This window comes from Bradyrhizobium ingae (assembly GCF_055791185.1).
Genome location: NZ_JBVUBB010000001.1, coordinates 1 through 13,030 on the forward strand (window position 1 = coordinate 1; position 13,030 = coordinate 13,030).

A 13,030-nucleotide genomic window follows, 5' to 3' on the forward strand; every position below is an offset into this window, starting at 1 on the left:
CTGTTCGAGTATGTGGTCTACTACAATAACTTCAGGCCTCATCAGGCCCTCGGCGGCAAGACACCAAAGGAATTTGCCGAGGTCCAGACCCAGACCATTCGATCAGCGAATTAGTGAACTTGCACAGTTGCGTCATCGGCGCATCTGATGCGAGCGATGAAGGCCGGTTGTGAGATTGCAAATCACAACCTTGTCGCAGTTCCACTTGCTCAATCCGTCGTCAGCAGCGACGGCAAATGTCGCGCGCGCGATCACGTATTGAATCAAATCGACGCGTCATGCGCGACTCGTTGAACCGAGCGGATGGCCAAAAGACCAATTTGCAACTGGAGGTGATAAGCCGCCAGCCGCTACGCAATGGATTTATGGGGGGCGTGGCGCGACGATAACGCGAATTGATTCAAATCAGCCATTTGAAGGAGCGTTGAAATGTCGGACATGAAAAGCGACCAGTTGCAGGGCGGACATGGCGGGCAGGGTTCCGATGCCGCGAGCTTCATGCGCCTGTTGAAGCGTGAGACTTATCAAGCGTTGCAGCTCTCCGATCCCGACACGATCGTGAGCATCATCGCCAAGGCAATCGACCAGGGCCTCGACGATCCCTCCGACACGCCGGACGATGAGGAAAATCCCTTCGTGCCTGCGGCCTACACTTATCTCGGCCAGTTCATCGACCATGACCTGACATTCGATACGCGCTCGACGCTCGCGACGCTTCCGCCAGGCTTGTCGAGCTTCCCCAACGACGTGCGCACGCCGCGGCTCGACATGGATTGCCTCTACGGCCTCGGGCCGTCCGCATCGCCCTTCATGTATGACGAGGACGGACGGCTCGCGACCAACATGGAGCGGCCCTACGACCTGCCGCGTTCGACGATCTTCTTCAAGCCCGACGATGCCGGCAGCCACCGTGCCATCATCGGCGATCCCCGCAACGACGAGAACTCCATCGTCTGCCAGCTTCAGCTCGCCTTCATCCATTTCCACAATGCGATGATCGCGTTCTTCAAATCGCAGGGCATGACCGGAGCAAAGCTGTTCCAGGCGGCGCAGCAGGAGGTTCGCTTCACCTATCAGACGATCATCGTCACCGACTTCCTCAAGCGCATCGTGCAGAAGCCTGTCTATGACAGCTTCGTCCAGGACCGGGCGAGCAACGGCGATGCGGCCTACAAGCTCTACAAGAAGGGTGATCGCACGGAGCTGCCCCTCGAATTCACCGGAGCTGCCTATCGCTACGGGCATTCGGCGATTCGCAACGCCTATCGGCTCAACGAGAATTTCCAGCGCCGCATCTTCGACGGAGCCGACAACGCCGCCGAAAGCCTGGTCGGCTTCGGCGACCTGCCGGAGAGTCATCGTATCGACTGGTCGCTATTCGTCACCGACCAGCTTGCGCCGGGTGTGAAGGGAGACAATCCCTCGCAGGTCGGCGGCGTGGACGTCGGGCTCGACAAGAGCCGCCTGCAATACAGCTACAAGATCGACACCAGCCTGGTGAATCCGCTCCTGGTGCTGCCGCCGCGGATCGGCGGGCAGGACATGCTGTTCCGCTCGCTCGCGGCGCGCAATCTCAAACGCGGCTATAATTTCTCGCTGCCCTCGGGGCAGGATGTCGCAAAGGTGCTCGGCGTGACCACGCAGCCGCCGCTCGTGTTCGGCGAGCGTCTGTTGTCGTTCAAGGACATGCCGGAAATGCCCGGCGCGGATGCCAGCAAGCTCGAAGACAGCACGCCGCTCTGGCTCTACGTGCTCGCCGAAGGCCAGGCCTGCCTCGCCAAGGACGACGGCACGTTCGACATGAAGATCGAGGACGGCGTCAAGGTCGCCGACAAGGATTCCAACGCCGGCACCCAGCTCGGTCCGGTCGGCGGCCGCATCGTGCTCGAGGTCTTCTTCGGCATCCTCGATGACGACCAGAGCTCCGTCGCCAATACCAGCGGGTGGACCTCCGTCATCAAGCCCAACGCGTCCACCATCACGCTGTGGGATGTGCTGCGGTACATCGGAGAGGTGTGATCAGTACGAGAAACAAAGACCCGGCGCACGGCGCCGGGTCTTTGGAATCTGGTCTCGTCACCGTTGCGGGTCGCCGGGAGCAGACCCGCCGGGGGATCAGCCGCGGGCAGCCGAAACGGGATCCGGGATGATCAGGTCGGGAACGATGCCGGGCGAAAGGGCGTGAGCCGCCGCATCGAACCAGGCGATGCGATTGCGGCCGGCGGCCTTTGCTTCGTACAGCGCACGGTCGGCCTCCTCCAGCAGCGATTTCGGATCGTCCGTGAAGGTGTCGCGCCACGCCAGTCCTGCGCTGATGCTCACGTTTCGACCTTGCAGGCCAGGATGAGGCAGATTGACGTTGCTGACCGCGATGCGAAGTTCTTCGCAAAGCTGCTGCAATTCCAGAGCAGTTGCCGACGGGACGATGGCCGCGAATTCCTCGCCGCCATATCTGGCGACGCTGATGCCTGCTTCGCTGGCCCTGTTTGCAAGCGCCTGAGCCACCGTGCGAAGGCACACATCGCCCGCGATATGTCCGGCCGTATCGTTGTACGCCTTGAAGTGATCGACATCCATGAGGATGGCGCCGATGCAGTCGTGACCTCGTTCCGCGCACAGCCGGGTGGCCTCGGCCTCGAAAAAGCGGCGGTTCGGAAGTCCGGTCAGCGCGTCGGTGTTGGATATCCGCAGCAGCTCCCGGTTCACCACGCTCAATTCCGTGGCCGCATGCTCATAGCGAAGCGTCTCGAGGAATCTGCGTCGCCGCTCGACCTCGTTCTTGCGGATGACCAGCAGTGCCGTCAGGCACGCGGCCAGGCCGACGATCGTGTCGCCGGCCAGATGGCTGGCGTCGGCTCCGAAGGCGAGCGGCAATGTCGGATGCAGGATGGCGGCAGTCGCGCAGATGACGAGTCCTGCCGGAAACGGCATCGGCACGGAGGCAACGCAAATGGCGAACAGCATGATCGCCGCGAGCATGTAGTTTTCCTGGATCGCCTTCGGCGCGGCGACGCCCGCGAGTTCGATGACGGCCATGATGGCGATCATGGCGGAGCCATAGGCCAGCCCCATCAGCAGTGTGCTGTGGGACCGAAAACCATAGATGGCCACGCCGGCGCAGCAGAGCGCGACGACGCAGCGCCACATCCATGCGGCGGCAAAGACGTCGATATCGGTCGCGCGATCGAGAGCAATCGCCGCCAGCGTCAGGACTCCACCGACCGCGGCGGAGCGCGCCATGTGACGAGCCATCGAGCGCCCGCGCCGCGCCAGATAGGCGGCCTCCAGCGCAGCCCGGAAGGACCAGCAGGACGCGCGTGCAAGCTCGCTCTCGAATTCGGTTCGATCCATCGCTTTGGGCCAAAAATCGCTGAAAACGCCGAAAGATGGTCGTCCGGGACAAGTTAAGATTGGGTCAGTGCTGCGGCGCCGGATATCCAATTCTGAGGGGGCGGCAAGTTTACGGTAAAGCCTTGCTTCACGCCGGGGTCGGCGACCATGCCGCGACGCGAGACGATGGCGCTTACGGCTTCGGTGGTCGGGCACGGGGAGCGGGGATCAGGGTGGTGCGGGCAGCCGGGGTCGAACCGGCACAGCGCTTGCGCACCGAGGGATTTTAAGTCCCTTGCGTCTACCAATTCCGCCATGCCCGCTTGATCCAACGGGATCAAACACTTAAAGCCCTTGCCGGCCGCCTGGCTTGGGGCCGGGGCGGGGCGAAGGGTGCCCTTCCTTAAGCGACCCGGCCGCACAAGGCAAAGCCTCAATCCGGACATCTCGGCCTGCTTTAGGCAATGTCAATCTACGGGGACTACCAATCCGGCATGTCTGTTTCGATTCTCAATCGCTGCCGTCGCGCGCTTGCGCTGGCCGCGCTGCTGTCGCTGGGCGCTGGGCTCGCGGGCTGTGCCAGCGTGAGCGACACCATCAGTCCGGCCTTCGTCGATCCCGGTAGATACGAGCTCTGGGACTGCAAGCAGCTCGGCCCTGAACGCAAAAGCCTGATCAAGCGCATCGAGGACCTCGAAAAGCTGATGGCGAAGGCGGAGACGGGCACCGGCGGTGCGGTCGTCTCGGAGCTCGCCTACCGCAACGACTATATTGCCGTGCGCGGACAGCAGAAGCTCCTGGAAGAGGCTTGGCGGCGTAACAAATGCCGCGACAGCGACATGGAGCCGGCGGTCCCGCCAGCGCCGCCAGCGTCCCCGACTGCCGCCAAGTCCGCAGCGAAGCCGGCACCGGGCTCGAAGTCCGGCAGCGCCATTCACTGAAGCCGGCACCGCACCTCACGCGCGCCAGCGATAGATCCAGTCCTGACGTGCCAGCATGCGCTCCGGCCCGAGCGCGCGGATCGCAAGATCACGCGCCAGTGCGAAGGGGCCGCCGAGGTGATAAATGCGGCCCTGCTGCCGCGCGGTCCGCTGCACGCGCCTGATGCGGGCCTCGCGCGCCCGGCCATAGCGCGCCAGCGCCGCCGCGATGCTGGCTGCACTCTCGGTGGCGTTGTCGCCGAGATGATCGGCGAGCACGGCGGCATCCTCGATCGCCATGCCTGCGCCCTGCGCGGCGAAGGGCAGCATCGCATGCACGGCATCGCCGACGAGTGCGATTGCGCCCTTGTTCCAGCCAACGCCGTCGGGCAGCGTGAACAGCGCCCATTTGCGCCAGCTGTCGACCGCCGTGAGCATCATTCGCGCAGGGCCCGGCCAGTGCGGCGCCGGGAAGGCATCCTTCAGCTCGAACATGTCGCCGGGCGTGCTCCAGCCTGGCCTGTTCCAGGTGCCGGGCACGACCGCCACCACGTTGATCTGGCGTCCGCCTGCAATCGGGTAGGCGACGAGGTGGGCATTCGGCCCCATCCAGAGCTGCACGCGGCGCGAGGCATGCTCCTTCGGCAGTTGGGTGGCCTCGAACGTGCCGCGCCACGCGATCAGGCCGGAGAAGCGCGGCGCGACATCCGGAAACAGATGCTGGCGTACTGTAGACCAGACGCCGTCGGCGCCGATCAGCGCGCTCGCCACCTCGCTCCGGCGCAACGTGCCGCTGCGATAGACGACGGAGAGGCCCTTGGTATGCGCGGCGACGTCCTCGAAGGTCCCACCCAGCCGCAAATCGATATCAGGATGGTCGGAAACCGCTGCGGCAAGCGCGGCCTGCAGATCGGCCCGGTGCACCACCCAGTAGGGAGCACCGGCGCGCTCGGCGGCCGCCGCACCAAGCGGCAGGCGCATCAGCTCGCCGCCGGCGCGCGTGCTCATGATGCTGACCGCCTCCGGCGTCACCGCGCGCGAGCCCAGCCGGTCCTTCAGCCCGAGATCGACCAGGATGCGGCTCGCATTGGGTGACAATTGCAGGCCGGCGCCGACTTCCTCGAGCCGCTCGGCCTTTTCCAGCACGACGACGCGAAAGCCCTTGGCGGCAACCGCGAGCGCGGCCGTCAATCCTCCGATTCCGGCACCGGCGATGATGATCGTTCGGGAGACGGCCACCCCTTAAAGGATGCCGCCGGTCAGGCCACCCTGTCCTTCAGCACGCATTCGGGCGGGCGCGCCTCGCCGGCCTTCAGGTCGGTCGCGAAGCGGTACAGCGTGGAGCAATAGGGGCAAATGATCTCGTTGTCGTTGCCGAGATCAAGGAAGACGTGCGGGTGGTCGAACGGAGGGTTGGCGCCGACGCACATGAACTCCTGCGAGCCGATTTCGATGACGGGGACACCGGCATCGTTGTGGAAGTGCGGGACGACATGGTCGGACATCGGAACTCATCCTGGAGTGGCAACGGCGGCAGACGCAATCAAAACTGACGCGGCATCATCGAACGCCGCGGACCATACTGAGGGGTGCAGATGATTGCTAGTCCAGTGGAACCAAAAGGTTCGCAACTGCCCCATGCTCATTTGCTCATGCAAATTCGACACAATCTTGTCGCCTCAGAGAAGCCCTTCTTTCGTCGGGGCCGTTGTGTCGCAAATTTGGCATACTATGTCTGTGGACGAACGAAAACCCCTGCGGCAGGCGAATTCCCAAACGAATTTCCAAGCGAACGTCCAGGCTTGAATATGAAGTGGCTGCGAATCAGCACCGCGTTGACCGCTCTCGTGGCATGCAGCGTTGTACTCGTGCAGGTCGTGCCGCGTGCGCGCGAGGCGGGGGCCGTGCTGGCGGCGAAAGACGATCCGGCCGCGCTGTCGGAGCTGAAGCTCGATTCCCTGCTAGGCAAGAACACACTGGGCAAGAACACACCGGGCGAGAACGCACCGGTCAAGAATGCCGCACTCGTTCAGGACAATATCGAAGCGGCGCTCGCAGCCCACGATGCCGATCTTGCGAGCAGCTTCGTCGAGCTCGCGCGCGATCGCAGCATCGCGCTGCCTGACGACCTCTTGAGCCGGGTCAGCGACGCCGTGAGGGAGGAGAACTCCACCGCACATTTCGCCAGGCGTTTTGCCACCGGTCTCGTCACCGGCAGCGCCGATGACGTCGCGAGCCTCTCTGGCACCGTGGCGGGCGATCTCTTCGTGATCGGCGACGTCAGGGACGTCGTGCGCGAGGGCAAGCATCTGGCCATGGGGGAGGAGACCGACCGGCTCGTGCTCGGGCTTGCCGCGGCCGGTCTTGCGGTGACGGCGGCGACCTATGTCTCGGTCGGCGGTGCGGCGCCGGTGCGCGCCGGCCTGTCGCTGGTGAAGGACGCCCGCAAGGTCGGGCGGCTTGGCGAGGGGCTCGCGGCTTGGGCCGGGCGCTCGGCGCGCGAGGTGGTGGACACGCCGGCACTACAGAATGCGGTCGCCTCCGGTTCGGTGCTGCGGCCGGGCGAGACCGCAAGCGCGATCAAGGCCGCGTTCCGCGTCGAAAAGGCCGGCGCGCTGGTCCGGCTCGGCAAGGACGTTGCCCGCGTCACCGAAAAGGCGGGCACACGCGGCGCGCTGGATACGCTGCGGGTTGCCGAAGGACCGAAGGACGTTGCGCGTGCTGCGCGGCTCGCCGAGGCCCAGGGCGGCAAGACTCGCGCGATCCTGAAGCTGCTCGGCCGCGGCGCGTTGCTGCTCGCGACGGGCGCATTCGATCTCGCACTATGGCTGTTCGGCGCGCTGGTCACGCTGTTCGGCGTCCTGTCCTCGATCAAGGCCACCACCGAGCGGCTGACCCAGTCCTGGTGCGACCGCAGGCGGGCGCGGAACCTGCGCCGGGCGCAACTTGCGCTGGCGGGCGGCGAAGTCGCGGCCTAAGATCATCCTCTCCCCAACAGACGCGGACTTAAGTTGATGCCGAGCTTTCACAACGGCGCAGTCGAAATTGCTTATCTCGACGAAGGCGAGGGCGACCCGATCATCCTGGTGCACGGCTTTGCCTCCAGCAAGAACGTGAACTGGGTCTATCCGACCTGGGTCTCGGAATTGCGCAAGAACGGCCGCCGCGTGCTGGCGCTGGACAATCGTGGCCATGGCGAGAGCGCAAAGCTCTACGATCCCGCGCAATATTCCATTCCGACCATGGCCGGTGACGTACTCGCGCTGATGGACCATCTCGGCATTCCGCAGGCCGACATGATGGGCTATTCGATGGGCGGGCGGATGACCGCCTGGATCGGGCTCAACGAGCCGCAGCGCCTGCGCTCGGCGATCCTAGGCGGCATTGGCGTCGGCGGCCTGATCGAGGGCACCGGGCCCGGCGAGAACGTGGCCGAGGCGCTGGAAGCGCCCTCGCTCGACGACGTCACCGATCCGGTCGGACGCACCTTCCGTGCGTTTGCGGATCAGACGCGCTCCGACCGCAAGGCGCTCGCCGCCTGCCTGCGCGGCACCCGCGATCTGATGAAGAGGGAGGAAGCCGCACGCATCGACGTGCCGGTTCTGATCGCCGTCGGCACCACCGACGATGTCGCGGGCTCAGCCTCAGCGTTGGGAAAAATCATTCCCGGTTCGGAAGTGCTCGATATCCCCAACCGCGATCACATGCGCGCGGTCGGTGACAAGGTCTACAAGACCGGCGTGATCGACTTCCTCTCACGCCGCGGCTGAGGCGTCGTCTGCCGGCTCGTCCCTGCCGAAGGCGCGCGCCAGCGAGGTCAGCACGACGAAGGTCGCAAGCCAGACCATCCGCGCGCCGTAGCGGTCGTGCGGGCCGGAGATGACGGCACAGATGAAAGCGTTGCCGAGCAGCGCCAGCGTCACGGTCGCCCCGAGCAGCGTCAGGTCGTCGAGCCGCCGGCGCGCCAGTGCTTGGCCGAGCAGGGCCACGAGCGCCAGCATCGAGGCGAGCGCGACAGGGACGTGCAGCCAGTTGACGTGATCGAAATTGATGTCCCAGTGCTGTTGCCGCGCGGCGCGCATTGGCGCGATTTGCGAGGGGATGTAGCGCTCGATGATGCCGTAGGTGTGGGGGATCCAGCCATTGGTGCCTTCGCCGGTCGCGACATGCAGCAATTGCTGGCCCATGGCGCGCAGTGCTGCGCCCGCCTGCCAGGCCGGATAGTCGGCGAGCGAATGAACGACGATATAGCTCATCTCGTCGTTCATCCCCTCGAAGCGGCCGAGCGTGTTGAACATGCTGTTGCCCCACAGAAACTCGTCCGCGGTTGCCGGCAATTCGTTGCGGTAGGGGCAGAGCTTGAAACTCTCGCGCGGGCAGTGGTCGCGAAGATAGCTCGCCACGATCCCGTCCTGCATCATGCGCCCGAAAGCGACGCCATAGCCGCCGGGCGTCCAGGCCCATTGGCCCGACAGCGCATGGTTCGCCATGACCAGCATCGCCCCGCCGGCGATAATGGTGAGGCTGCCTTGCGCAAGCCCTGCGAGGGGGAGGCGCTTGCCGAGCAGCGGCCGCAGCAGCCATCCGGCGGCGCAAAGCCCAAGCAGGACGCCGAGCGTCGCGCTGTGGGTCGCTGCGGCAAAGGCGGTGAAGGCGAACAGGGAGATTTTTTCGATGCCGGAGATCCGGTCGCCCCCGGTCACCAGGACGAACAGGGACAGCACCGAGAGCCCCGCGAAAATGTCGGTGAGCAGCATGCTGGCAAGCCAGGGCAGGGCGGTCGACAGGATCAGGAGCAGGCTGATCGCGACGAAGCGGAAGGTCTGCATCAGGCCGAGCACGCGGAGCGTCAGTTGCAGCAGCCACAGCGTTGCCAGCGACTGGAGGGCGAGGTTGAGCCAGAAGCTCGAGCTCTCGCCCATATGCAGATAGAGCCCGAACACCGTGGAGCGGCTCGGGACCAGATAGCCCTCGTACCAGCGCGCCAGATAGCCGCCGGTATCCCATTGAAGCAGGGGATAGCCGTTCCAGAACGCCGGCGCGATCAATAGAAGAGGCAGCGCGACGCCGGCCAGTTTCAGCCAGGCGGATCCGCCGGCGCGGGCGCGCAAGGTGTCAGTGGTGATGCTCAAGTCGTCTCCGTCGGCTGTCGACCATGCCCGCAATAACGGTTGGGGTGAAATTCACCAATAGTTTGACGCTGCCGAGCTTGATTTTGGCAAAACGCTGACCACCTTCAACGGACCTTGCCGTATCAGGGGTGCTGCAAGAAAGTCTTTTGATTCAACGCGTTGACGGGCTTTCGGCGGCAACCCGGTGTTCACTCTCAGGCAAGCCGACAGGGACAGGGCACGCTAGACTGTGCTATAGGCCAAACCAAACGAGCGAATTTCGAGAGCACGCCATGGCAATGCATCAGGTCAATCCGGCAGGAAAGCTCGCCGCGCTCGATCCGATCTGGGATCGGGTCCGGACCGAGGCTGAAGACATCGTCCACCGCGAGCCTGAGCTTGCGACCTTCATCTATTCGACCGTGCTGCATCACAGCCGCCTGGAAGATTCGGTCGTGCACCGGCTGGCCGATCGGCTCGACCATACGTCGCTGTCGGGCGATCTCGTGCGTCAGACCTATGTCGAGGCGCTGCGCGACGAGCCCGATCTTGGCAACGCCTTCCGCGCCGATCTCGTCGCGGTGTACGACCGCGATCCCGCGACCTCCCGCTTCATCGATCCCTTGCTCTACTTCAAGGGTTTCCACGCGATTCAGACCCATCGTCTCGCGCACTGGCTCTATTTGAAGGGCCGCAAGGATTTTGCGTATTATCTGCAGAGCCGCGCCTCCGCTGTCTTTCAGACCGACATCAATCCCGCTGCGCGCATCGGCCGCGGCATCTTTCTCGACCATGCCACCGGCTTCGTCTGCGGCGAGACCGCGGTCATCGAGGATGACGTCTCGATCCTGCATGGCGTCACGCTCGGCGGCACCGGCAAGGAGAACGAGGACCGTCATCCGAAAATCCGTCACGGTGTCATGATCGGTGCCGGCGCAAAGATCCTCGGCAATATCGAGGTCGGCCATTGCGCGCGCATTGCGGCGGGCTCGGTCGTGGTCAAGCCCGTGCCGCACAACGTCACCGTTGCCGGCGTTCCCGCCAAGATCGTCGGCGAGGCCGGTTGCGCTGAGCCGTCGCGCACCATGGATCAGATGATCAACGCCATGGGGCTTTGATATGGGGCTTTGATCCCGGTTCGACCTTGAATCGGGGCGGTGCCTTCCGGCCCCGATCGTCCCCAGAATTCTTTGGGAATTCATGCTGGCGGTTCGTCGCGTCTCGTCCTAAAACCCCGCCACGTTAGATTTCGATTGGAGACTTGCCGTGGACGTCAAAGAAGTGAGGAAGCTCGACGCGTATCTGAAGCGCGTGTTCGGCAATCCCAAGATTCGTGTTGTGCCGCGGCCGAAGAAGGATGATTCCGCCGAGGTCTATATCGGCGAGGAGTTCATCGGCGTGCTGTTCGTCGATGACGAGGACGATGATCGCTCGTTCCAGTTCCAGATGGCGATCCTCGAGGACGATCTCATCGACCAGGAATGAGCTGATACGGACCTGAAGGCCCGCGTCAGCGAAAAGTGTGAAGCGATTTTCCCTTGCGACGAACGCGGAACGCGTTTGCGAAGGGGCATGCTCAAACAATAATCTAAGCGAGCTTTGGTGCGTCGTTGTGGCCCCGTTCGGGGCCACACATTTATATTTCTATTGCGTATATCGCGGTCTCGTCGGCCATTTTCGTATCGTCAGCGTTGCGATTTTGCCAAGCGGCTGCTGTCCGGATTAGTGCGCGGACCATGGCCATGCCAACGATGGTTGCGGTTTCCTGGCTTGCGACGCGGTTGATGCCGGCTTTTGCGCCTGGGCGACATTGGCCGGTTGCCGCGGGCGGGGCAGTGGAATTGCGGACATCACCTTTGGCTCTTGGGGACTCGCCTTTGATGGCGTTTCGGGCATCGCCTTCGGCTCTGAAGCGTTGGCGACGACCTGGGCGAGTTGTTCCTGGCTCGCATTGAGCCGCTGGGTCAGCATCTGGCTTTCGTGTGCCATCGCGGCCTGCCCCGCCTTGAGCTGGTCGATGATATCGTTATTGCGCGCGCTTTCATCCCGGCTCGCCTTGAGTTGGCTCGCGAGATTTTCATTGTCGCTGACCAATTGGTCTTGCCTCGCCTTGAGCTGTTCGACCGTTTGGCTCAAGGCAGCCATGTCACGCGCGATCGGCTGGAGCTGCTGCGCCACCTCGGAATGCAGGGCAACGGTAGTCGGCGCGACGTCCTTCGGCGCGGCGACGTCTGACGTAGCCTGTGCCGGACGTGCTGTTTCTGCGGGGGCCACTATCGCAGTCTCAACGGGGGACGACCGCCACGAGGCGGCGATACCGAGGGAAGCCACCAATGCAGAACCGACCAAGGCCACATGACGCCAATCTGCCAACCGATGAAGCGCTGCCAGGGGAGCCTGAGACGTCTTCACCGCGGTCGGCGAGATGCCGGTCGGCGGGTCGCAACGACTGACTCCCCCTTCGCGTGCCAGGTTCGAAAGCTGTTCCTCCAAGCTCGCGATCTGTCCTTCCGCGAGCTTGTCATCCAGCGTGGAATTCATTGGCTGCTCCGTATCAAATGCATTGGCACCCGCCTGAGAACGGTCCACGCATCTGCGCCTACGGCGAAACTAACATTCAACGGAACGCAGATGGTTCTTGAGCCTGCGACGCTTCCCGGGAATGAACATGCAACTGCATGTCACTCGGATTTTTTTACAGCCCGGTTTAACGCAGCCGAGAAGGCGGAACTATGTTCACGGCCGGAGAACTACGGAAGGAACACTGACCCGTCGGGAGAACGAAAAGCCATCTCCGGGGGATCTTAACTCTCCGCTTTAGGTCTTGCGCCCGCGACTCCGTAAACGCACGGGAGACGACTCCAACGTGACATGTAGAATGGGTGGAGCTGCGCTCCCCGGTGTTACGGGCTAGCGTGTCAGGCCTCTCTCATAGGCAAGAAGACGTTCGGTCAGTCCTTCCGGGTTCGACAAGGCGACGAGATGGCCACCGGGAATGTCCTCGACCTCCTTGCCGAGCCTTTCGCGCGCGATGCGCCGTTGAAACTCGACCGGGAAAAAACGGTCGTCTCTTGCCGCGAGAACATGAATGGGGATGTCGGGCCACCGCTCGAAGCGACAGGGCTCGCCGAAAACGGTGCCGGCTTCCTCGCGTGGTTGTTCCGGGCCGGCGCGCAGCACCTCCTGCGGCACATCATGCAGAAAATAGGTTGCCACATCGAATTCCGTCGCATAGCCGCGGCGTGTCGCAGCCTTCTCCCTCGCTTCGACCGCTCCCGTGGCGCCCCACCATGCACCGGCGGTCTCCCCGGGCTCGGGGATCATCGCGTTGACCAACACGGCCATCCGCACGGGTGCTCGCGCGCAAACGAGGGGCGCCGTGAAGCCCGCCAGCGACTGGGCGACAAGTATCGCATCGCTTCGTTTCGCGATCGCGCGGATGACGATGTCCGCATACGCTGCGAGACCGGAATTCCCATCGTCGCCGGGAAGATCGATCGCGACGGCGTCGTGTCCGGCCGCGCGAATGAGCGGAGTCACGCGGTGCCAATACCAAGCCATACCGCCTGCCCCGGGGACAAGGATGAATGTTCCCATATGAGTTCTCCTCCGTTGTTGCCGGAATAGTCGCTCAACGAGCTTGCCCCGCTTGATCAGGATTGATCTTAC

At 63.7% G+C, this 13,030-nt stretch carries 13 protein-coding genes and 1 tRNA gene; 7 read left to right on the forward strand and 7 right to left on the reverse strand.

The genetic code is table 11. The annotated features are described in order from the left end of the window. Both ACV1FX_RS00005 and ACV1FX_RS00010 read left to right on the forward strand, forming a co-directional pair. The gene (locus ACV1FX_RS00005) at window positions 1–114 is read left to right on the forward strand and encodes an integrase core domain-containing protein (protein ID WP_473115957.1); all 114 of its coding nucleotides are present in this window, start codon (window positions 1–3) and stop codon (window positions 112–114) included. Between the two features lie 315 nt (window positions 115–429). Next, entirely contained in the window at window positions 430–2,019 is a 1,590-nt protein-coding gene (locus ACV1FX_RS00010) for a peroxidase family protein (RefSeq protein ID WP_473115484.1), read from the forward strand. Between the two features lie 96 nt (window positions 2,020–2,115). Here the strand turns inward: ACV1FX_RS00010 and ACV1FX_RS00015 are convergent, their stop codons facing one another. Continuing rightward, window positions 2,116–3,351, reverse strand: coding sequence for a GGDEF domain-containing protein (locus ACV1FX_RS00015; RefSeq protein WP_473115485.1), 1,236 nt, complete (start codon window positions 3,349–3,351; stop codon window positions 2,116–2,118). Window positions 3,352–3,564: 213 nt separating this feature from the next. Continuing rightward, window positions 3,565–3,653, reverse strand: a tRNA-Leu gene (locus tag ACV1FX_RS00020). Window positions 3,654–3,824: 171 nt separating this feature from the next. Here ACV1FX_RS00020 and ACV1FX_RS00025 point away from each other — a divergent pair. Next, on the forward strand, window positions 3,825–4,271 hold the full coding sequence (locus ACV1FX_RS00025; RefSeq protein WP_473115486.1) for a twin-arginine translocation pathway signal: 447 nt from the start codon (window positions 3,825–3,827) through the stop codon (window positions 4,269–4,271). 15 nt (window positions 4,272–4,286) lie between these two features. Here the strand turns inward: ACV1FX_RS00025 and ACV1FX_RS00030 are convergent, their stop codons facing one another. Both ACV1FX_RS00030 and ACV1FX_RS00035 read right to left on the reverse strand, forming a co-directional pair. Then, window positions 4,287–5,489, reverse strand: coding sequence for an FAD-dependent monooxygenase (locus tag ACV1FX_RS00030; RefSeq protein WP_473115487.1), 1,203 nt, complete (start codon window positions 5,487–5,489; stop codon window positions 4,287–4,289). A 20-nt stretch (window positions 5,490–5,509) separates the two neighbouring features. Beyond that, window positions 5,510–5,755, reverse strand: a complete 246-nt coding sequence (locus ACV1FX_RS00035) for a zinc-finger domain-containing protein (protein WP_254105288.1) — start codon at window positions 5,753–5,755, stop codon at window positions 5,510–5,512. A gap of 303 nt (window positions 5,756–6,058) precedes the next feature. On the opposite strand from ACV1FX_RS00035, the gene ACV1FX_RS00040 reads away from it, so the two are divergent. Further along, window positions 6,059–7,228, forward strand: coding sequence for a hypothetical protein (locus ACV1FX_RS00040; protein WP_473115488.1), 1,170 nt, complete (start codon window positions 6,059–6,061; stop codon window positions 7,226–7,228). 36 nt (window positions 7,229–7,264) lie between these two features. Next, the gene (locus ACV1FX_RS00045; protein WP_473115489.1) at window positions 7,265–8,020 is read left to right on the forward strand and encodes an alpha/beta fold hydrolase; all 756 of its coding nucleotides are present in this window, start codon (window positions 7,265–7,267) and stop codon (window positions 8,018–8,020) included. Here ACV1FX_RS00045 and ACV1FX_RS00050 read toward each other — a convergent pair. Beyond that, window positions 8,006–9,382, reverse strand: coding sequence for a hypothetical protein (locus ACV1FX_RS00050; RefSeq protein ID WP_473115490.1), 1,377 nt, complete (start codon window positions 9,380–9,382; stop codon window positions 8,006–8,008). The genes ACV1FX_RS00045 and ACV1FX_RS00050 overlap by 15 nt on opposite strands. Window positions 9,383–9,654: 272 nt before the next feature. Between ACV1FX_RS00050 and cysE the strand changes: the two genes are divergently transcribed. Together cysE and ACV1FX_RS00060 are read left to right on the forward strand one after the other, a co-directional pair. Beyond that, on the forward strand, window positions 9,655–10,479 hold the full coding sequence (gene cysE, locus ACV1FX_RS00055) for a serine O-acetyltransferase (RefSeq protein ID WP_473115491.1): 825 nt from the start codon (window positions 9,655–9,657) through the stop codon (window positions 10,477–10,479). Window positions 10,480–10,627: 148 nt separating this feature from the next. Then, entirely contained in the window at window positions 10,628–10,846 is a 219-nt protein-coding gene (locus tag ACV1FX_RS00060; protein WP_027536208.1) for a DUF3126 family protein, read from the forward strand. A 237-nt stretch (window positions 10,847–11,083) separates the two neighbouring features. Here the strand turns inward: ACV1FX_RS00060 and ACV1FX_RS00065 are convergent, their stop codons facing one another. Both ACV1FX_RS00065 and ACV1FX_RS00070 read right to left on the reverse strand, forming a co-directional pair. After that, window positions 11,084–11,902 carry a hypothetical protein gene (locus tag ACV1FX_RS00065; RefSeq protein ID WP_473115492.1) on the reverse strand — a complete coding sequence of 273 codons (819 nt, stop codon included), beginning with the start codon at window positions 11,900–11,902 and terminating at the stop codon, window positions 11,084–11,086. 369 nt (window positions 11,903–12,271) lie between these two features. Next, window positions 12,272–12,958 (reverse strand): alpha/beta fold hydrolase, encoded by a 687-nt coding sequence (locus tag ACV1FX_RS00070; protein WP_473115493.1) that lies wholly within the window; start codon window positions 12,956–12,958, stop codon window positions 12,272–12,274. Between the last annotated feature and the right edge of the window lie 72 nt (window positions 12,959–13,030).